Raw genomic sequence first — 19188 nt, 5'->3', positions numbered from 1 at the left:
TGCCTCCTTCAGGAACGATCGGCCAGCAGCAGGTTCGCTGTGTTGGTCTGAATGCGATCGTTGTTGATCATCAGCGGTGCCGACCACAGATCGCGCAGGTGGCGTCCCAGGCTGAACGGCGTGCCATGCTTGTAGCCCGCCATCCCGCACACCAGCAGCGCCTGCTGCACGACTTCCAGTGCCATCGTCGACATCGCCGTCTTCAGACCGTTCATCTCGGCCGCCAGCGCGAATGCGGCGGATACCGAAGCGCCTGCATGGCGGCTGCGCTGATGCGCCAGCGCCAGATCCACGCGGCCTTCCATCATCTGCAGCAGGCTGACGGCTTCGGACACACGCGATGCGGACGGCGGCAACTGGCCCGGACGCGCGCGCGCCTGTCCCTGGAAGAAGGTCTTGGCGCGCGATACGGCATCGCTGGCGATGCCGAGCCACAGCGAGCTCCAGAGGATGTGGGAGACCGGCGTCATGGTGGCGTCGGCGATCTCGCCGAACGGCACCGGCAGCACCTGGTCCACCTGTCCGGTGGCTTCCAGCCGGAAGCCATTGCTGCAGGTGCCTCGCATGCCGAGCGTGTCCCACGCATTCAGGCCTTGCAGCGTGTAGTCGGACTTCAGCGCGCAGACCAGCACCTGATCGGACGGGGAGGCATCCGCATTGCGGCGCGCGGTAATCAGGATGCCGTCGGCGTGGGCGCCATAGGAAATCGTCGGCGCCATCTTCAGCAGGTGGAAGCGGTCGCCATCCACGTTGACGGCACAGCCGCTGCTACGCAGCGCGCCACCGATCGCCTCTTCGGACGTGGCGGACGCCAGCAGCAATTGCTCGCTGGCGATGCGCGCCAGCAGGTGCTGATGCCACGGGCTGCCGGTGCCGTGATCGAGCAGGCACGCCACCTGGATCTGGTGCATCGCATAGATCATGCCGGTGGACGCACAGGTCTCGCCCAGCACCTTGCAGATCGCGGCCACCGTGGCCAGCGATGCGCCGCTGCCGCCGAGCACGGCCGGCACCATCGCGCCGAGCAGGCCCTGGTCGCGCAGGACTTCGAACGCTTCATGCGGAAACCGCGCTTCCTGGTCCACGGCGTCGGCAAAGCGCTGCGCGACCATTGCTGCCTCGCGCGCGGCGGCCAGCAATGCATCGCTGGCCATCACGCCGCCAGCATCGGGGTTGGCGTGCGCCAGCGTAACCTTCGCTCCGGTGTTCATGCTGCCTCCTGCTGCTGGCGAATGGCTTCCACCGCGGCCGCCAGCGAGTCAACGCTGCGGAATAGCTGGCGCGTCAGCATCTGATCCGGGATCTCGATATCGAACGCGTTTTCCAGCGCCAACATCACATGCACGGTGGCCAGGGACGAGAGTCCCGCCGCGTAGAGATCGTCGTTGTCAGCCAGGGTGGCCAGCGGTACATCTAGCCGGGCCACTTCGCCCAGAATATTGCGGATGGTTGCTTTCATTCGTAGTCTCCGATTGCGTTGACGGGCTCCATTCCATGGGTTTTGCGTGGTCGTTTCGGTGCGATTTCGCACCAAACCGAGCGCGCGGCGGCGTCTACCCCTCAGTGGGTCTCTTTATTGTTGGTTCAGTAGGCCGTGGTGCCGGTCCAGCCATGCAGCGCGGTGCGCAGGATGATCCGGAGGTCGAGCTGGAACGACCAGTGCTGGATGTAATAGATGTCGAACTCGATGCGCTTGCGCATCTTCTCGACCGTGTCCGTCTGGCCACGCAGACCGTTGATCTGGGCCCATCCGGTGATGCCGGGCTTCACGCGGTGGCGCAGCATGTAGCGGTCGATCAGTTCCTTGTAGAGCTCGTTATGCTCCATCGCGTGCGGACGCGGGCCGACCACTGACATCTCGCCGCGCAGCACGTTGATGAACTGCGGCAACTCGTCGAGGCTGGTGCGGCGCAGGAACGCGCCGACGCGGGTCACGCGCGGATCACCGCGCACGGCCTGGGTCACGCCACCGCCGTCCTGGTGCTGGCGCATGGTGCGGAACTTGTACACATTGAAAGGCTGGCCGTCGATGCCCAGCCGCTGCTGCCGGAACAGCACGGGACCGGGCGACGACAGCTTGACCATCGCGGCTATCAGCAACAGCAATGGGCTCAGGCAGACCAGCACGCCGAGCGAAAACACGCGATCGAAGCTGGCCTTGACCACCCCCGTGATGCCCGAGACGGGCGGACTGTTCAGGTCGATGACGGGCAGACCCATGAACTCGCTGAAGCGGTGGCCCAGCAGCTCGACGGACGACACGTCGGGCACCCAGCGGATGTCGATCATTTCATTGCGGAACTGGCGCACCACGCCGGACAGATCACGGCAAGCAGCCATCGGCAGCGTCAGCCAGATCTCGCGCACGCCCTGGTCGCGCACGAAGCTGCTGACTTCCTCGATCCGGCGCAGCGAGGTCACTTCGTACGGAATCGCGTCGGACTCCTCGTCATACACGCCCACGACGCGATAGCCGGCATCGCGGAAGTGCTGCACGCGATCGTACATTTCGCGGCCCAGCGGGCCGTAGCCGAAGATCAGCACGCGCTTGGCGTTGATGCCATGCTGGCGCACGTTGGCCAGCATCCGGAACATCACGACCCGCGACAGCGCCAGCATCACGCCCGTGCCAATGAACCAGCCCATCGACCAGACGCGTGAGACCGCCCCGATCTGGTGGATCAGGAACGCGCCGAGCAGGCCAGAGATGAACACCACGGTCCATGCGGCGGCAATGCGCAACCCCAGCACGGCACGACTGCGGCCGCGCCATGATTCGTAGATGCCGAAGGCTGGAAAGATCAGCAGCGCGCCGAGCGCGCACAGCATCGTCAGGAACCCGTTGACAGGTGCCGCGCTCCTGATGCCGTCATGGAAATACAGCGCGCCCATGGCGATGCCGCATACCGCGATCAGTACCGCATCGCCGAGCCGATAGAGATAGTGAAGTGCAGAGTGCCGCTCGGCGGCAACATTCCATTCCGACGCCATGACCGCCCCAAAGCCCTCGCGGGAAACCAAGTGCAGTCATGGTTGCGCACGCATGGCGCGTCGTCTGTTGGCAGGCGCACAAACCCCTCAAGCGCCTGCGACCTGGATCGCGTCAGCAGGCGCAACGCCGGGTCGCGCAATCCGGCCGTGCGGCGACGTTGATCTGGCAGACGCGGCAGTCCGCTTGCCAGGCCCACTCGCCACGCTCGTAGGGTCGGTCACGGCCAGAAAGAAAGGTGGCGATGCCCTGCACCCAGATGTGCGTCACGCCCGCCACGCCACTCACCGGCAGCACGAGCACTGTGGCCAGCACACCGGATGCCAGCAGCATCGCAACCGGGCCGTGCGGCACCTCGTGACGCATGATGAATGGCAGGCTGACGCAGAATCCGAGCGCCAGTCCGCTCACCACCTCGGACATCGAATGCGCGTGCAGCGCCAGCCGGGACATGCCGACGGCGAGTGCCAGCAACACGCCGGCCACGGCAGCCAGCAGGCTCAGGGTTCGATAGCGTGACGGCACGGCAAGACATGCGAACACGGGCAGGATCGACGCAGCCATCATCGCGTGGCCGGAGAAGCCCGTGAAGTTGAGCGCGGCGCTGCCGATGCCCCAGCCCATGAAGGCCAGCTTCGACACCAGCACGAGGCAGGCCGTCAGCGAGAACGCGATCAGCCAGTGACGCGCGACGGCGTTGGCGCCATGCCAGCGCAGCCACGCATACAGGAACACGGCGCACGGCAGCAGGAATGCCGATTCGCCGAAGAAGGAAACGAGTTGCCAACGACTCATGACACGTGGACCTCGTACGGTTCAACGTACGGATTGCCAATTGCTTGGGATGCCGCAGCGTAGCAGTCCATATCCATCCTCTCTGTGCGCAAGGGCACGCCAGGGTCTCCATCCCGAAGCATGAGATGGGCGACGCTCTCCGCCCCCGAGGATGAGATGCCGCGCAGGCGCGCACGTCACCCTGAGTCTTCTGGTTGATGGAGTGTCGCCGCGCGATTCGATATGTTCGTGAGTAATGGGCGTTCGCGCACGCGAGCGTCCATTTCAAAGCCCGCATGGTCCCCCGGTCGGCGGGCTTCTTTTTTGGCGCGCCGACCGGCGTGACCGTGGGCGTAGCGCCCCGCGACCGGGTTCAGGTCATTTCGTGGTGAGCGCCGTCGGTGACGCGCGCCAGCGCGACGATCATGGCGCGCGCGGCATCGATGTGCCGGTCGGCCTCGCGCTCGCCGATTTCGACTGCGGCGATGATGGCAGCCTCCTCGGTGGCAAAGCTCCGTCCGTGCAGCTCTCCCCGATACAACAACGGCCCGCCTACGATGGCGAGCCGTATCTCATAGCAACATGCCCACTTGCCCCGGCCCTCGCGCACGGCGAAGCCATGCACGGCCAGGATATCCAGACTGCGATCCATACGACCCCCTTCTTCCCCCGTGCGGCCGGCCTGTCATCTCACCGGCTTCTGATCACGAGCACATCCAGCATAGTCGCATCGACCCGCGCCTGCCCTCATCCGATCGCAGGAGATCCCTCTGGATATACCCTTGCGTGGGGTGGTAGTACCGGCGTGGACGAGATATCCGCCAGGGTTGCTGGCGGCGGCACGGGCCTCGCGCGCGGCATCGTCAACGCTTCGCGCGGAAAGCAATGCCCGCCCGCCCATACCAGCGCGGCGGCAGCGCACACAAGGTCCACCGGCGCGGGCACCGCCTGGCAACCGCCGGCGCCGAGCTTCGCGGCGTGGCCGATCAGCGCGGCATCGAGCGCATCGGACAGGACAAGCCAGCGGCGCGGTGCCAGCTGCGCGTGCACGCGATCGAGCAGTTCGTAGGGGTCATCCTCGGCGCTACAGTCGACCACGACCAGATCCACGCCGCCAGGTGGCAGGGGCTCGGCTTCATCGGGATTGTCGATCGTGTGCAGCGACACGCGCGCTGTGGCGCCGTTGGGCAACCATTCCGGGCAATGCCATCGCACCGGCTGCGGTACGTCCTGCGATTCCATGCGCCGCGCGAGGATGCGGCACATCATTTCGTTTCTGGCGATCAGGTAGGTCGTCATCGAAGTACTAATGAGCATCTCGTCGACATCGTCGCGCAGCATGTTGCGCTGGCGGGATGCCTGGTATGCGGTGGTCGGCTCATTTCAAGGTAGCAACGACCACCTGCGGCCGCCTCATGCTTTTGGATGAGGGCAGGCCGGCGAAAGGCGGAAACTGGACGATCCGAGGGCGCGCGCGCCCGGTGCGGGCAACCGATGCTCAGGCTGCCTCGCAGGCGTGCTGCGCGCTCAGGGATGACATCGGGATATGGGTCGGCCGGGCCGGCGTCGGGCCGGGCCAGTTCAACGATGCGCCGCGCTGGAGCGCGACGTACACGGCCTCGCCCTTGTTGCGCACATGCAGGCGCTGATAGAGCGTGCAGGCGTGGGTCTTCGCCGTGGCCACCGAGATATTGAGCAGGCGGCTGACCGTCTTGATCGGATAGCCACGCGCCAGCAGGGCCAGCACTTCGTACTGGCGCTCGGTGATGTTGAGCAGGTGCGCGCCCGCTGTCGGCGTTTCAGTCGGCACCGCGTGGGTGTCCGCGTGCGCGGGTGCTGCGGCGTCGGCGCCGTGCAGCGGCACCACAACTGGCGTGGCGACGAGCCTCGACAACTCCACGGGCAAGGCGTCCGCGAGCGATTCGTGGATACGATGGGCAGGTGCATGCGACGGGAAACACTCGCCGCCGGCCAGCACGAGCCGGATCGCGGCTTCCAGCGCCTCGGAAGAACAGGTCTTGGCCAGCAGACCGCGCACCTTTTCGGGCAAGCCGCCTTCCGGCATCGGCGCCAGCAGGTGATCGGCCAGCACCAGCACGCGCAGCGGTTGCAGACGCAGACACAACTCAGCCAGTATCGGCCAGCCCGCGCCACTGTCGGCGGGCATCCCGATAATCAGCAGATCGGCATGATGCACCCACGGCTCGGGGGCGTGCAGCGTGGTGGGGTCGAGGTCGACGAGATCGCCGGGGACGTGCGCCTGAGACAAAAGGTGGTGCAGTCCGAGACGCAACAAGGGGTGTGGCTCGAACAAGAGGATGGTGGCCATGACTGCTCACTTCTTCTTGGCGCGCCGCGGGAAGCGTTCGCTTCTGCAACGCGCTGATTGGAGGCGCTCCACTTGTAGCGTGGCTGCACTTCCATACGATCGGGTATAGCCTCCTGAGCCTACAGCAGCTTCCCGTCCTGGCCCGCCGCCGTCAAACCGGCCCTCCCTTGGAGGATGCCTGACCGCCCCGTTTGCGCATGTAGCGCATTAGATCCTTCTGAATACTGATTCAAACTAAATCTAATTCTGATGTTCAGCATAGGAAGGGCACTGAGTGAATGCAAGGTGATGGTGCGGCGCAGCGGGTTTCTCCGTAGGAGGACGCAGGGAGCCATTGCAGGATCTGTTGCGACGATCTGCGCACATAGCAATGGGCGTGTGAATCTCCGCTGTGCGGCGCACAAGAGCCCGCCTGCGACGACGGCAAGTGACGCTGCGGTAACGCCCGGATTCAAACCGGAGGCCCATAATGGCGGCCTCGATTAACGGACACGGTTCGCACACCACGCGTTGCGCTGCTCCGACTCAATAACTACAGGGGGCCCCTTGGCCGCTACCGAAAATACTGGCTCGCAATCACAGCCACAATCGCAATCGCCTGCCGACCTCACGGCCCTGCCCGACAACCCGGACCTGGTACCGGGCATGCCATATCGCCACTACAAGGGTGGCGCCTATCTCGTGACCGGGGTTGGCCGTTTCGAAGCCGACATGACACCGGTCGTGGTGTACGAATCCATGCGTGACCGCTCGCTGCTCTGGGTACGACACGCCGACGTGTTCACCGAGCCCGTCTCGACCGCGACGGGCGACGTCGCCAGATTCGCGCCGCACTGGGCACCGGCCTTGTCGTGTCTGGACTTCCTGCCACGCAAGACGGTCCTTCAGGTACTGGCCTTGTACGATGCGCCGTACCGCAAATACCATGACCGGCGACACGTGCTGGAGATGTTCGAGCAAGCCCACGCACTCGGCATCGCACTCAATCCTGCGCAAGCGCTCGCCGTCCTGTTTCATGACGCCGTGTACGTCCCGGGCTTCGAGCACAACGAAGCGGCCTCGGCGGCCTTGCTCGACACCATGGTCGAGGACGTGAATGCCGACGTGATTCACCTTGCAAGGCAGATCATTCTCGATACCCGCACGCATGAAGCAAGCGTGCCCGACGCCGCAACGGTCCTGGATCTCGACCTCCTTCGTCTGGCCGCCGACGATGATGTCTTCGACGCGCATGGGCTAGCCGTATTCGATGAAAACCGCGGCTTGCTGGCGAGCAGGGTCCAACTTTCCGGCGAGGCGTTGTATCACGCATTCATGGTTCGCCGCGCGGCATTCCTCGGGTCACTGGCGCAACGGCCGAAACTGTTTTTGACGACGGCATTCGCCGAATTCGAAGGTCCGGCTCGTCGCAATATCGCAAGAGTTCTTGCAAACGTCGGGCAAGCGAAAGCCAACTGATTCAGGGTTGCGAAGACCATCTCCGGACCTGCCCCGGAGATGTGTCGGAAATATGACTGTCATCTAAATCGCACCAAAGTCGCCCCAAATGACAGATGTCATGCAAACGTCCGGCCATCTGCTAACCTGAATCTCCAGAAGCCGGTTTCGTGCAGCCTGAAGAAGGACCAATAATCATGGGCAGACACATCGCGGCGCTGGCGCTGCTATTCGCCGCGGTCAGTGCATTTGCCGGAGATGTCACTGGGGCTGGTTCCACATTCGTCTACCCGCTGATGGCGAAATGGGCGGCCACGTATTACGCCAGGACAGGCCGGCAGATCGATTACCAACCCATCGGCTCAGGCAACGGCATCCGGCAGATCAAGGCGGCCAGCATCACGTTCGGCACCACGGACATGCCTCTCAAACCCGAAGAGCTCGAGCGCGCAGGACTGGTCCAGTTTCCCATCGCGGTAGGCGGCGTCGTGCCGGTGATCAACCTGCAGGGCATTGGCGCGGGGCAGATCCACATGACGGGCGCGCTGCTGGCCGATATCTATCGCGGCAAGGTTGCCAACTGGAACGATGCGGCCATTGCGTCGGCCAATCCCGGCGTGCAGTTTCCCGACCTGAAGATCACGGTGGTCCATCGCAGCGACGGCTCGGGCACCACGTTCAACTGGACTGACTACCTTTCCAAGGTGAGCCCCGAATGGAAGGCGGCAGTCGGGGCAGGCACCACGGTGCGTTGGCCCGTCGGGATGAACGCAAGCGGCAATGAGGGCGTATCGCTCTATATCCACAATATTCGCGGCGCGATCGGCTATGTGGAACTGACCTACGCGCTGCAGAAGAGCCTGCCCTATGCCTTGGTCCAGAACCGCGATGGTCTCTACGTGAAGCCTTCGCGCGAATCGTTCAGCGCCGCGGTGACGGCCGTGGAATGGAACCCGCGGCTCGACTTCTATCAGGTGCTGACCAATGCGCCGGGTCCGAATGCGTGGCCGATCACGGGCACGGTCTTCGTGCTGATGCAGCGTTCCGCCGCGCACCCGTCGAATACGAAGGATGCGCTGGCGTTCTTTCAGTGGGCGCTTGCCGAAGGGCAATCCGATGCGTCGGCCGAGCACTACGTGGCACTGCCGCCGGAACTGGTGAAGCAGGTGATCGCGTACTGGGCGGAGACCTTCAAGTAGCGTCGATCAGAACGCGTACGCGGCGCACAGATTTACGACGTTGGTCTCGCGGCCGCGACGGCCATGCCATGCCGTGCCGATCAACGCGAGGAATCCAGCGCCTCGCCGTTCTTCTGCACGTCCTGCGCCTTCAGGTAGCTCTCGATCAGCAGCTGATACGCGGGGAAGATCTTCGTGTAGATCTCGGCCCACTGCTGGGCATCGTCACGGTTCCAGGTGCGCTGCAGCTCGGACGCCACCGCGGCGGTATCCATCGGCACCACGCCTGCCTGCACGACGCGGGCCAGCGTGATTTCCTGCGCCATCTTCGAGTACGTGCCCGAGGCATCGACCACGGCAAAGACCTTGTAGCCGTCGGCAACCGCGCTGATGGACGGGAACGCCATGCACACGCTGGTGATGGTGCCGGCGATGATCAGCGTCTTCTTGCCGGTGGCCTTCACGGCGGCGACGAACTCGGGGTTGTCCCACGCATTGATCTCGCCCTTGCGCGCAACGTACTTCGCGTGCGGCGCGTTCTCGTGGATCTCGGGGATCAGCGGGCCGTTGGGGCCTTGCGGCACCGAAGCCGTGGTAATCACGGGCAGCTTGCTCAGCGTGGCCATTTTCGCCAGCGCGGCGGCACGTTGGCGCAGCTCGGGCATCGGCATGTCGCCGACGGTCTGGAACAGGCCACTCTGGTGGTCGATCAGCAGCATGGCCGTATCAGCCGGATCGATCACGGGACGGGCGCCGTTGAAGTTGGCGGGTTGGGTCATGGTGAAGCTCCTTCTTCATAAGGTGGTGGCACGCCACCGTAAGGGGAGAGGGCCCGCCGCCGGGACGATGGCGGGTCGATGACGACAGCTTAGTTTTGGAACACTGCTGGCGGTAGATTGCTAAGTTGCACATCAGAGTCCTATCTCATGAACAATGGTGCCCAGGACACTGGTCCGCCTGCTTCGCCTGGTCCGCCTGATGCCGGGATCGAATATCTGGCCCAGCGCTTCGGCGCAATGCAGGAGGCGTAGACCCGGCATCGCGCCGGATCGCGTGTAGTTCGAACGAACTACACGCACGGGGGGACGAGATTCCTCCCTTCGACGGTCGCCCGTGGGCGACATGCTGTCTACAGTCGGTCTCATCAACAGGCGCGGCCTTCGCCGCCCGATATCGAGACCGATTGCAAGCCGGAGACAGCATGTACCTGACCCAGGGCCTACACCGTCGTATGCAGCAGACGCCCGACCACGTCGCCACGATATTCAGAGGCCGCCGGCGTACCTATCGCGAATTCTCCGAGCGTGTCTCGCGCCTCGCCGGCGCCTTGCAGCAACTCGGCATGAACCCGGGCGACCGCGTCAGCATGCTGGCCCTGAACTCGGACCGCTATCTCGAATACGCAATGAGCGTGTGGTGGGGCGGTGGCGTCCTCAATCCAGTCAACACGCGCTGGAGCGTGCCGGAAATCGTCTATTCGCTCGATGACTGCGATACCGGCATCCTGATCGTTGACGACCATTTTCTGGCCATGGCCGAGCCAATCCGCGCCACGGCGAAGCGGGCGCCGATTCTGATTCATGCGGGCGACGGCCCGCCGCCGCCAGGAATGCTGGGATTCGAGGCCCTGCTCGCAGACGCGACCCCCGTACCGGACGCCATGCGCGGCGGCGAAGATCTGGCCTCGATCATGTACACGGGCGGCACCACCGGCAAGCCGAAGGGTGTCATGCAGTCGCACCTGAACCTGTGGTCGTCGTCGATCTCGCGCCTCGCCCAGTTCCCGCTGGACGAAGCGACGATCACGCTCCACGCAGCACCGCTGTTCCATACGGCGGCGATGGCCAAGGCAGTGGGTGTGTTCGTCATCGGCGGCACGCACACGATGGTGCCGACGTTCGATCCGGCCGAGGTGCTGGAAACGCTCGAACGCGAGCGCGTCAACGACATCATGCTCGTGCCCACGATGCTGCAGGCGATCCTGGCGTGCCCGGACTTCGCCAGACGCAATGTCAGCAGCCTGAAGCGCATCAACTATGGCGCATCACCGATCAACGGCGCGGTGCTCGATGCGGCGCTGGCCGCCATGCCGAATGTCGAGTTCTCGCACGCCTATGGGCTGACCGAAGCGTCGCCGGTGGTATCGGTCAATCCGCCTGCCAACCACGGCCCGGTGGGCCGCGCCAGCGGGCTGTACCGGTCGGCGGGCCGCCCCGGCTTCGGTGTGTTCGTCAAGGTCGTCGACCCGAACGGCGATGAAGTCCCACGCAACACGGTCGGCGAGATCATCGTGCGCGGCCCCAACATCATGCTGGGATACTGGAACAAGCCAGAGGAAACGCGGCAGGCACTGCGCAATGGCTGGCTGCATACCGGCGACGGCGCATACATGGACGATGCCGGCTACCTGTTCATCGTCGATCGCATCAAGGACATGATCGTCACCGGCGGCGAGAACGTCTATTCGGCCGAGGTCGAGAACGCGCTGGCCCAACATCCGGCAGTCCATTCCTGCGCGGTCATCGGCGTGCCGCACGAGCGCTGGGGCGAAGCGGTTCACGCAGTGGTGGTGCTCAGACCCGGCTTGCAGGCCGGCGAGGACGAGTTGCGCACGCATTGCCGCGCGCTCATCGCCAGCTACAAGTGCCCCAAGAGCGTGGAGTTCCGCACCGACCTGCCGCTCTCCGCAGCGGGCAAGATCCTCAAGCGCGAACTGCGCACGCACTACTGGCAGGACCAGCCGCGGCAGGTCAGCTGAACCAATCGGGTCGACAGCGAACGACCCCACATCTATCTCCTCGTCACAAGAAAAGAAGGAAAGCGCAATGACCAACAAAGTGGTGGTAGCCGGTGTCGGCATGATTCCCTTTACCAAGCCGGGCGCGAGCGACGACTACGGCGTGATGGGCGCGCGTGCCGCGAAAGCCGCGCTCGCCGACGCGGGCATCGACTACGCGCTGGTGCAGCAGGCCTACGTAGGCTACGTGTTCGGCGATTCGACGTCGGGACAGACGGCGATCTACGGTGTCGGCCTGACCGGCATTCCGGTCATCAACGTCAACAACAACTGCGCCACGGGATCGACGGCGTTGTATCTGGCGCGGCAGGCCGTGGAGAGTGGCGCGGTGGAGTGCGCGATCGCGCTCGGCTTCGAGCAGATGGTGCCCGGCGCGCTGAAGGGCGCGTACACGGACCGCCCCGGCCCGATGGAGCGCTTCGCCCGTGTGATGAACGACGTGCAGGGCTTCGACGATCAGGCGCCGCGCGCGGCGCAGTTCTTCGGCGGTGCCGGCCGTGCCTATATGAAGGAATTCGGCATTCGGCCCGAGACCTTCGCGCGTATCTCCGTGAAAGCCCGCCAGCACGCGGCGCGCAATCCGTTCGCCGTATTCCGCAACACCGTCACGCTGGAAGAAGTAATGGCCTCCCCGAAGGTGTTCGATCCGCTGACGCGTCTGCAGTGCTGTCCGCCTACCTGCGGCGCGGCCGCCGCGATCCTGTGCACCGAGGCGTTCGCGCGCAAGCATGGGCTCGACACGCGCGTGGCCATCGCGGCGCAGGCCATGACCACCGACCGCAACAGCACCTTCGATGAAGGCGACATGCGCAAGGTGGTCGGCTACGACATGACGCACGCGGCGGCCACCCAGGTCTACGAACGCGCAGGCATCGGGCCCGGCGACGTCGACGTGGTGGAACTGCACGACTGCTTCACCGCGAACGAACTGATCACCTACGAAGGGCTGGGCCTGACGCCCGAAGGTACCGCCGAGAAGTTCATCCTCGACGGCGACAACACGTACGGTGGCCGTGTGGTGACCAACCCCTCGGGCGGCCTGCTGTCCAAGGGCCACCCGCTCGGCGCCACGGGACTCGCGCAGTGCGCGGAACTGGTCTGGCAACTGCGCGGCGAAGCAGGCGACCGGCAGGTAGCCGGCGCACGCCTGGCACTGCAACACAACCTGGGCCTGGGCGGCGCGTGCGTGGTCACGCTGTACCAGCGCCAGTGACTGCCCGCCGAGCATCGACGGACAGCACTGAAAAAGACGACTAAAACGAAGGAGACACGAGGCATGAGCAAACTGACCAACAAGGTGGCAATCGTATCGGGCTCCGGCCGGGGCATCGGCCGCGAGATCGCGCTGAAGCTGGCAAGCGAAGGGGCGGCGGTTGTCGTCAACGATCTTGACGCGGAGCCGGCCGAGGCCGTGGTCCGCGAGATCACCGCGATGGGCGGCCGGGCCGTAGCCTGCGTGGGCAGCGTGACCGAAGCCGACTTCGGCAAGCGCTTCGTGGGCACCGCATTGCAGACTTTTGGCGGGCTCGACATCATCGTCAACAACGCCGGCTATACGTGGGACAACGTGATCCAGAAAATGACCGACGACCAGTGGTCGGCCATCATGGACGTCCACGTCACCGCGCCGTTCCGCATCCTGCGCGCTGCAGCGGACTACTTCCGCGAGACCTCGAAGCAGGAAGCCGAGCAAGGCCGCGAAGTGTTCCGCAAGGTGGTGAACATCTCCTCGGTCTCGGGCGTGATAGGCAATGCCGGCCAGGCCAACTATTCGGCGGGCAAGGCTGCCATCAACGGCCTGACCAAGGCGCTGGCCAAGGAGTGGGGACGCTACAAGGTCAACGTCAACAGCGTCGCGTTCGGCCTGATCAAGACGCGCCTGACCGAGGCCGTGGCGGGCGAAGGCCATGCCACCATCGACATCGCTGGCAATGAAATCAAGGTGGGCGTGAATCCGCAGCTCATGAAGAACATCGAGGCCACGATTCCGCTGGGCCGTGGCGGCACGCCCGCCGAAGCCGCCGGCTCGGTCTACCTGCTTTGCATTCCGGAATCCAACTACATCACGGGTCAGGTGCTTGTGGTGGGTGGCGGCCGTCCCTGAACGGAAGGAGACCGAGATGGATAACGCAAGACGCCGCGCGCTGCGCCGGCTTGGCTGGGGCATGGCGGGCGTGGCCGGCATGCAGATCGCGCTGCCCGGCCGTGCAACGCCGACATATCCCTCCCGCGCGGTGCGGCTGATCATGCCGTACGCAGCCGGGGGTACCGGCGATGTGGTGGCGCGTCTGATTGCCGAGGGGCTCGCCAAGACCTGGCAGCGCCCCGTGGTGGTGGACAACAAGCCTGGCGCGGGCGGCATGATCGGCGCCGATCTGGTCGCCAAGTCCGAGCCAGACGGCTACACGCTGCTGATGGCGCTGACGGGGCTGGTGCAGGCGCCATCGCTGTATGGCAAGGCCGCCTACAACCCGGTGCGCGACTTTGCGCCAATCTCGGAACTGGCTACGTCCCATCTTGCGCTGGTCGTGCAGCAGGATTCGCCGGCACGCACCGCGAAGGAGTTCGCGGAACATGTGGCGCGCCAGGGACAGCCACTGCCCTATGGCACCTATGGCCTCGGTTCGAGCGGCCATCTGCAGATGGAGATCTTCGCTCGCGCCGCCGGCATCTCGCTGGTGCATGTGCCGTACAAGGGCGAAGGTCCATTGGTCAACGATCTGCTCGGCCGGCAGATCCCCGCTGGCGTGGTTGGCGCGGTCACGGCGCGCCAGTACGCGCAGGCTGGCAAGTTGCGCCCGCTTGCCGTGGCCGGCGGGAGCCGTTCGCCACTGCTGCCCGATGTGCCGACGTTCCGGGAGTCCGGCTACGCCGGGCTGGAGCGGCAGGGCTGGATCGGCCTTTTCGCGCCGGCAAATACGCCCCGCGATGTGGTCGACAAGATCAGTCGCGATGTGAACCGCGTGATCGTGTCCGATGCGCTGCGCGCGCGGCTGGTGGACATGGGCATCATCGTCAAGGGCAGCACGCCATCGGCATTCGCGGACGTCGTCAAGTCCGAGCAGGAATACTGGGCGGACGCGATCCGCGCGGCCAACATCCGGCTCGAGTAAGCCGGTATCGCCACACGCTCCACTCACTCAACCACCGGAGACAACATGAACGCTCGCGAGCAAACGGCTGCCGAACAGATTGCAGCCCCGTTTTCGATCACCCCCATGACGCCCGTCATCGGCGCGGAGATCGGCGATATCGATCTGCGCGAAACGCTGGACGATCCTACTTATCAGGCACTGCGCCAGGCACTGGTGCGCCACAAGGTCCTGTTCTTCCGCGATCAGGACATTACGCCCGCGCAGCACGTGGCGCTTGCCCGGCGCTTTGGCGAACTCGAGGTCCATCCGGTCTTTCCGCATCACCCCGACCATCCCGAGTTGGTGTTGCTGGGCGGGAACAAGGATGCGAAGGGGCGCGAGAACATCTATCACTCGGACGTCTCATGGCGTGCCGTGCCGTCGATGGGATCAATGTTGCGCTGCGTGGAATGTCCGCCGATGGGCGGCGACACGATCTGGGTCAACATGGCCCAGGCGTATGCCGGACTGCCGGACGATGTGAAGGCGCGAATCGATGGCCTCGAGGCGGTGCATGACCTGATGCCGGGGTTCGGCGCGCGCATGTCGCCGGAGGAGCGCCTTGTCAACCGCGAGAAGTTCCCGCCCGCCACGCATCCGGTGGTGCGCACGCATCCTGAAAGCGGCGAGAAGATCCTCTACGTCAACGAAGGCTTCGTGACGCACCTGGCCAACTATGGCGCGCACATCCAGTATCGCGTGGGGGCGGATTTCCGCCTGGGCGAGCTCGATCTGCTGCAGTACCTCTATCGGCAGGCCACGGTGCCCGAATATCAGGTCCGGCTGAAGTGGCGACCCAACACCATCGCGTTCTGGGACAACCGCTCCACCCAGCACTACGCGGTGCAGGACTACTTCCCGGCTGTGCGTCGCATGATGCGTGCGACGATCATCGGCGAGCGTCCGGTCTGAGCCCGCGCTCCCGCCCACGGGCACGGCGTGCCCGTGGCGCACGTGGTAGCGCGGTGTCGCCAGTGGCTATCGAATCAGTCCAAGACTGCGCCCGATGGCGACGGCTTCCGTGCGGCTCTGCGCGCCGAGCTTGGCGCTGATCTTGCGCAGGTGAGACTTGATCGTCAGTTCCGACACGAACATTTTCTCGGCGATCACGCGATTGCGATGGCCTGCGGCAAGCATCTGCAGGACTTCCTGCTCGCGGGTCGTCAACGGCTCCGCGATGGCAGCGCCGCGCGCCTTGTTCACTTCCTCGCCGGCCACGGCCAATGGCGCCGGAATCTGCGCAAGCACTGTGCGGACGAACTGAAGGTCGATGCCGGCGCGGACGATCTCCGCTTCACGCGCGTCGGCCCATCGCCTTAGCAGATCCGCCAGACGATCCCCTTCGTCCACGAACGTCCGTACGAGCCCTTCATGACTGGCGAGCCGCATGGCCTCGGTCAACTGCTCGAACGCTTCGGACTGCCTGCCCGCGCCATCGAGCGCCATGGCCAGCAGAAGCCGGAGCTTCAGTGCACGCCAGTGCCGCTGGCGTTGGGTGGCAACCGCGATGGCATCGGCCAGTTCTGACGCGGTCTGTTCATGCTCGCCATGCGCGATCGCGAGTCTCCAGCGGATCGAGTCCGGGAAGTCGATGTCGTTCGCATGGCCATAGCGGTCACTGGCGGCCCAGTCGGTGTGCAGTTCGGCACTGCGCAACGCCTGATCGGCGGCATCGAGCCGGCCTTCGATCGTGGCAACGCGCGCGCGCTCCAGCCAGGCCGAACAGATGGCGCGCGGCAACTGAATGCTGCGGCCGATCTCCTCGACCTCCGCCAGCATACGCAGCCAGCGGTCGCGGTCGCCGCTCAGCAGCGCCATCCGCGCCGAAAGAATGAACCCGGCAATCATGGCGTCCGGCGGCGCGTAGCCCTTGCAGTAGGGCATCGCTTCAGCCAGCACGCGTGCGCAATCCTCGAGGGCGTTCGCCTCATAGAGGGCAGTGGCCCATGCCGGAAGGAAGGCGTGTCTGAGACTGCTCACCTCGCTGGGGCTCCAGCCGCGCTCGGCGACGGCGCGGAACCGCGCCAGTGCATTGCTGAGTCGGCCCTGCACCAGATCGATGACGCCTTCGAGAGAATCCGCGATGCTGCGCTGAAATCCTGTCCGCACATCGTTCGCACCCGGCATCAGGCGCGACAGCACACGGCGCGCGTCCTCGTACCGATGACTGGCCACCAGCGAAAACGCCTGCGAGTTGACCACGCTGGCGTACCGGAATGGCGCGTCCGGGGGGATCCGCTCCAGATGCGCCAGGCCGGCGGCCAGACACGCTTCGATCTGGTCGGTCATGGCCAGCAGCACACATCGCAGCGTCTCGACCTCGAAGGCAATCTTCGCCTGCTGGTCGGCGGGAACATCCGCCGCAAGCAACGCCGCCATCGTCTGCATCGCTTCCGAATAGCGGCGATTGAGCAACAGGACCCACGTATAGGCCAGACCCATGCGATGGGGGTCCGCGAGCAAGCGCTTGCGGTCGATGCGGTCGAGCCATCGCGCCAGCAATCGCACGCGGCCCGCCTGGAACAGGGCTGGCGTATGGCTGGCGATCAGCGGCAGCGCCTCATCGTCAAGCCCGGCTTGCAGCAGGTGCTCGATCGCCGGGACGGGACGATCCTCCGACAGGTACCAGCGCGATGCCGCCACATGCAGCGCGCGTGCCTTGTCCGGGTAAGTCACTTGCAGCCGATGCTGCAGGAAGCTCGCGAAGAGGCTGTGATAGCGATACCACTGATGCTCGCCATCAAGCGGCGTAATGAACAGGTTGTTCCGCTCCAGGAAGCTCAGCATTTCGCGGCTGTCGTGCCGTCCGGTCACGGCATCGCACAGTGGCGCTGACAGTTGGCCAAGCAGACTGGTCTGCAGCAGGAAGTCGCGGCACGATTCGCTTTGCCCCATCAGGATGTCTTCCGCCAGATACTCGGCCAGCTCGATATTAGTACCCGAGAACGACCGGACGAACGCCGCATGATTGGGATGTCCGCGTAGCGAGAGCGTGGCCAGGTAGACGGCTGCCGCCCAGCCCTCGGTGCAGCGCCATAGCGTGGCGATCTCGCCGTCCGGCAGCGGCAGCCCGCACTTGTCCCGGATGAAGCTGGCGGCCTCGTCCGCGCTGAAGCGCAATGCGGCCGGGTTGATATCCAGAAGCTGGCCCCTTGCACGAAGTCCACCAAGGCCGAGGTCTGGCGTGGCACGCGTGCCGATGACCAGCACACCCTGCGGCGACAGCACTCTGACCAGTTGCTGCAGATATTCGGTGATCGCGTCGTTCTGGATGACTTCGAGATCGTCGAGCAGGATGGCGAATGGGTGCGCATAGGAGGCCGCGATCTCGATGATCTCGTGCGCGATGGTTTCGCCAGCAATGATGTCGGAGCGTTCGTCGCGCTGATGGCGGGTCAAGCCCGGCAGCCTGAGCAAGCCCGTGTGGAGATGCAGAAGAAAACGCTGCAGGTCATTGTCGGCGGCATCGCATCGCAACCACACGCAGGCTCGCCGGCCGGCCTGGCATCGTTCCAGGTACTGCTGCATCAGCGTGGTCTTGCCGAAGCCGGCTGCGGCGCGGACCAGGATCAGACGGGCCGAGGCGGCGTCCACCATCACGTCGACAAGGCGCGAGCGGACCAGATGATTCGGCAAGGCGCGGGGCGGCACGAGCTTGGAGGCAACCAGGCCCCGCCGCTGCGTGTCACTGTCACCGGGCTTGCGGCTGGTCGCTGCGCTCATTGCTCCTTCCCTCACCATGCGTGGCGTGGGGCGTTCGCCATGGGTTATCTCCGTTTGATCTTTTCGGGCGGCACTTGCGGCACGCCTGTGTCCCGCGGCTGTGATCCGCTCGTCGCCAATTGAAAAGCTGTGCAGATTCTGCCATGTCGACGGCACGACCAAGATTCTCCCATCGCGGAACGAGGCTGTCGTGGTTCTTTCGAACTAGCGGGACCGCCGACATGTGGCTGCCGGCCAGATCATTCGAGACGCTGATAGTGTTTGGGAGGCTGCGGGCGACTATGCGCCGCAATGATTGCGATCTTCTCGTATTGCGCTCTGGAATTTCTTCCAGTGAATATCGCCGATTTTTGCTGTTTTCCTCAAATGCGCGGGCAACGGCCTCTGCGGTATACGCATGGCACGTATACACCATATATGGTGGCCGGGTGGCGCGTAAACCGTACCAATGGGGCGTCCGCGCACGAAGCGTACCCAACGCTGCGTATGTTTTTCTTTAATAATCAATGCCAAATTGAATTACATGATTTCTGGAAATTCCGCCCGTTTGGGTGCCTGAGAAGCCTGATTGCGATGGGGGTGACGACGCGGAATCCGCCCATTGGCCTTCATCAAGGTGCGTGTGACACGACAAGAAGCGGCTTTGGGGCATGGAGAACGGCATCGGGCGGTTTGATTTGGTGATCTTTCTGGAGAGACCCATCATTCCTTCTATGAATTCTGAAAATGATGCACCTTCGGTGACATGCAGTCGGCGGACGCGACATCAAGGCGTCGATGCTGTGGCCGCAGCAGTTGGCCCTGCGCGGGCGTAGCCATCTGGGGGT

Annotated in this window: 16 protein-coding genes; 7 read left to right on the top strand and 9 right to left on the bottom strand. The window is 64.6% G+C overall.

From position 1 onward, the window contains the following. Positions 1–8 precede the first annotated feature (8 nt). The 7 genes from RN01_RS32205 to RN01_RS32175 all read right to left on the bottom strand — a co-directional run bounded on the left by RN01_RS32205 (position 9) and on the right by RN01_RS32175 (position 6092). Complete coding sequence (locus RN01_RS32205; RefSeq protein ID WP_024570611.1) at positions 9–1211, bottom strand: acyl-CoA dehydrogenase family protein; 1203 nt, start codon at positions 1209–1211, stop codon at positions 9–11. After that, entirely contained in the window at positions 1208–1459 is a 252-nt protein-coding gene (locus RN01_RS32200) for an acyl carrier protein (RefSeq protein WP_008650026.1), read from the bottom strand. The genes RN01_RS32205 and RN01_RS32200 overlap by 4 nt, the downstream gene beginning before the upstream one ends. A 125-nt stretch (positions 1460–1584) precedes the next feature. After that, positions 1585–2991 carry an undecaprenyl-phosphate glucose phosphotransferase gene (locus RN01_RS32195; protein WP_017511673.1) on the bottom strand — a complete coding sequence of 469 codons (1407 nt, stop codon included), beginning with the start codon at positions 2989–2991 and terminating at the stop codon, positions 1585–1587. 112 nt (positions 2992–3103) lie between these two features. Beyond that, complete coding sequence (locus tag RN01_RS32190) at positions 3104–3784, bottom strand: phosphatase PAP2 family protein (RefSeq protein ID WP_011518043.1); 681 nt, start codon at positions 3782–3784, stop codon at positions 3104–3106. Positions 3785–4136: 352 nt separating this feature from the next. Continuing rightward, positions 4137–4415: a hypothetical protein gene (locus RN01_RS32185; protein WP_017511674.1), complete on the bottom strand. Its 279-nt coding sequence runs from the start codon at positions 4413–4415 to the stop codon at positions 4137–4139. Between the two features lie 95 nt (positions 4416–4510). After that, positions 4511–5104 (bottom strand): response regulator transcription factor, encoded by a 594-nt coding sequence (locus RN01_RS32180; RefSeq protein WP_017511675.1) that lies wholly within the window; start codon positions 5102–5104, stop codon positions 4511–4513. Between the two features lie 157 nt (positions 5105–5261). After that, the gene (locus RN01_RS32175) at positions 5262–6092 is read right to left on the bottom strand and encodes a response regulator transcription factor (RefSeq protein WP_017511676.1); all 831 of its coding nucleotides are present in this window, start codon (positions 6090–6092) and stop codon (positions 5262–5264) included. A 645-nt stretch (positions 6093–6737) separates the two neighbouring features. On the opposite strand from RN01_RS32175, the gene RN01_RS32170 reads away from it, so the two are divergent. Next, positions 6738–7550 (top strand): DUF1653 domain-containing protein, encoded by an 813-nt coding sequence (locus RN01_RS32170; RefSeq protein WP_035836237.1) that lies wholly within the window; start codon positions 6738–6740, stop codon positions 7548–7550. A 176-nt stretch (positions 7551–7726) separates the two neighbouring features. Then, on the top strand, positions 7727–8728 hold the full coding sequence (gene pstS, locus RN01_RS32165; RefSeq protein ID WP_017511678.1) for a phosphate ABC transporter substrate-binding protein PstS: 1002 nt from the start codon (positions 7727–7729) through the stop codon (positions 8726–8728). Between the two features lie 80 nt (positions 8729–8808). On the opposite strand, the gene RN01_RS32160 is transcribed toward pstS, so the two are convergent. Further along, positions 8809–9486 (bottom strand): hydrolase, encoded by a 678-nt coding sequence (locus RN01_RS32160; protein WP_008646397.1) that lies wholly within the window; start codon positions 9484–9486, stop codon positions 8809–8811. Positions 9487–9908: 422 nt separating this feature from the next. On the opposite strand from RN01_RS32160, the gene RN01_RS32155 reads away from it, so the two are divergent. From RN01_RS32155 to RN01_RS32135, 5 genes are all read left to right on the top strand, one after another. After that, positions 9909–11465 carry a long-chain fatty acid--CoA ligase gene (locus RN01_RS32155; RefSeq protein WP_024570613.1) on the top strand — a complete coding sequence of 519 codons (1557 nt, stop codon included), beginning with the start codon at positions 9909–9911 and terminating at the stop codon, positions 11463–11465. A gap of 67 nt (positions 11466–11532) precedes the next feature. After that, positions 11533–12717, top strand: a complete 1185-nt coding sequence (locus RN01_RS32150; protein WP_017511222.1) for a lipid-transfer protein — start codon at positions 11533–11535, stop codon at positions 12715–12717. Positions 12718–12780: 63 nt separating this feature from the next. Continuing rightward, positions 12781–13608 (top strand): SDR family NAD(P)-dependent oxidoreductase, encoded by an 828-nt coding sequence (locus RN01_RS32145; RefSeq protein ID WP_017511223.1) that lies wholly within the window; start codon positions 12781–12783, stop codon positions 13606–13608. A 16-nt stretch (positions 13609–13624) separates the two neighbouring features. Further along, positions 13625–14617 (top strand): tripartite tricarboxylate transporter substrate binding protein, encoded by a 993-nt coding sequence (locus RN01_RS32140; protein WP_017511224.1) that lies wholly within the window; start codon positions 13625–13627, stop codon positions 14615–14617. A 45-nt stretch (positions 14618–14662) separates the two neighbouring features. Beyond that, entirely contained in the window at positions 14663–15550 is an 888-nt protein-coding gene (locus RN01_RS32135) for a TauD/TfdA family dioxygenase (protein ID WP_024570614.1), read from the top strand. A gap of 66 nt (positions 15551–15616) precedes the next feature. Here RN01_RS32135 and RN01_RS32130 read toward each other — a convergent pair whose 3' ends face one another. Then, entirely contained in the window at positions 15617–18361 is a 2745-nt protein-coding gene (locus tag RN01_RS32130; protein ID WP_024570615.1) for a LuxR C-terminal-related transcriptional regulator, read from the bottom strand. Positions 18362–19188: the final 827 nt, after the last annotated feature.

The organism is Cupriavidus sp. SHE (assembly GCF_000812445.1).
Taxonomy (GTDB): Bacteria; Pseudomonadota; Gammaproteobacteria; order Burkholderiales; family Burkholderiaceae; genus Cupriavidus; species Cupriavidus metallidurans.
The sequence above is the reverse complement of the archived record's forward strand: the minus strand, read 5'-3'. Positions and strand labels throughout refer to the sequence as shown.

Excerpts from the sequence above, each read along its gene's own strand:
- RN01_RS32160 (WP_008646397.1), bottom strand. The coding sequence starts at position 9,486 with ATGACCCAACCCGCCAACTTCAACGGCGCCCGTCCCGTGATCGATCCG.
- RN01_RS32200 (WP_008650026.1), bottom strand. The coding sequence starts at position 1,459 with ATGAAAGCAACCATCCGCAATATTCTGGGCGAAGTGGCCCGGCTAGAT.
- RN01_RS32135 (WP_024570614.1), top strand. The coding sequence starts at position 14,663 with ATGAACGCTCGCGAGCAAACGGCTGCCGAACAGATTGCAGCCCCGTTT.
- RN01_RS32190 (WP_011518043.1), bottom strand. The coding sequence starts at position 3,784 with ATGAGTCGTTGGCAACTCGTTTCCTTCTTCGGCGAATCGGCATTCCTG.
- RN01_RS32195 (WP_017511673.1), bottom strand. The coding sequence starts at position 2,991 with ATGGCGTCGGAATGGAATGTTGCCGCCGAGCGGCACTCTGCACTTCAC.
- RN01_RS32180 (WP_017511675.1), bottom strand. The coding sequence starts at position 5,104 with ATGCTGCGCGACGATGTCGACGAGATGCTCATTAGTACTTCGATGACG.
- pstS (WP_017511678.1), top strand. The coding sequence starts at position 7,727 with ATGGGCAGACACATCGCGGCGCTGGCGCTGCTATTCGCCGCGGTCAGT.
- RN01_RS32175 (WP_017511676.1), bottom strand. The coding sequence starts at position 6,092 with ATGGCCACCATCCTCTTGTTCGAGCCACACCCCTTGTTGCGTCTCGGA.
- RN01_RS32155 (WP_024570613.1), top strand. The coding sequence starts at position 9,909 with ATGTACCTGACCCAGGGCCTACACCGTCGTATGCAGCAGACGCCCGAC.
- RN01_RS32185 (WP_017511674.1), bottom strand. The coding sequence starts at position 4,415 with ATGGATCGCAGTCTGGATATCCTGGCCGTGCATGGCTTCGCCGTGCGC.
- RN01_RS32170 (WP_035836237.1), top strand. The coding sequence starts at position 6,738 with ATGCCATATCGCCACTACAAGGGTGGCGCCTATCTCGTGACCGGGGTT.
- RN01_RS32130 (WP_024570615.1), bottom strand. The coding sequence starts at position 18,361 with ATGAGCGCAGCGACCAGCCGCAAGCCCGGTGACAGTGACACGCAGCGG.
- RN01_RS32150 (WP_017511222.1), top strand. The coding sequence starts at position 11,533 with ATGACCAACAAAGTGGTGGTAGCCGGTGTCGGCATGATTCCCTTTACC.
- RN01_RS32145 (WP_017511223.1), top strand. The coding sequence starts at position 12,781 with ATGAGCAAACTGACCAACAAGGTGGCAATCGTATCGGGCTCCGGCCGG.
- RN01_RS32205 (WP_024570611.1), bottom strand. The coding sequence starts at position 1,211 with ATGAACACCGGAGCGAAGGTTACGCTGGCGCACGCCAACCCCGATGCT.
- RN01_RS32140 (WP_017511224.1), top strand. The coding sequence starts at position 13,625 with ATGGATAACGCAAGACGCCGCGCGCTGCGCCGGCTTGGCTGGGGCATG.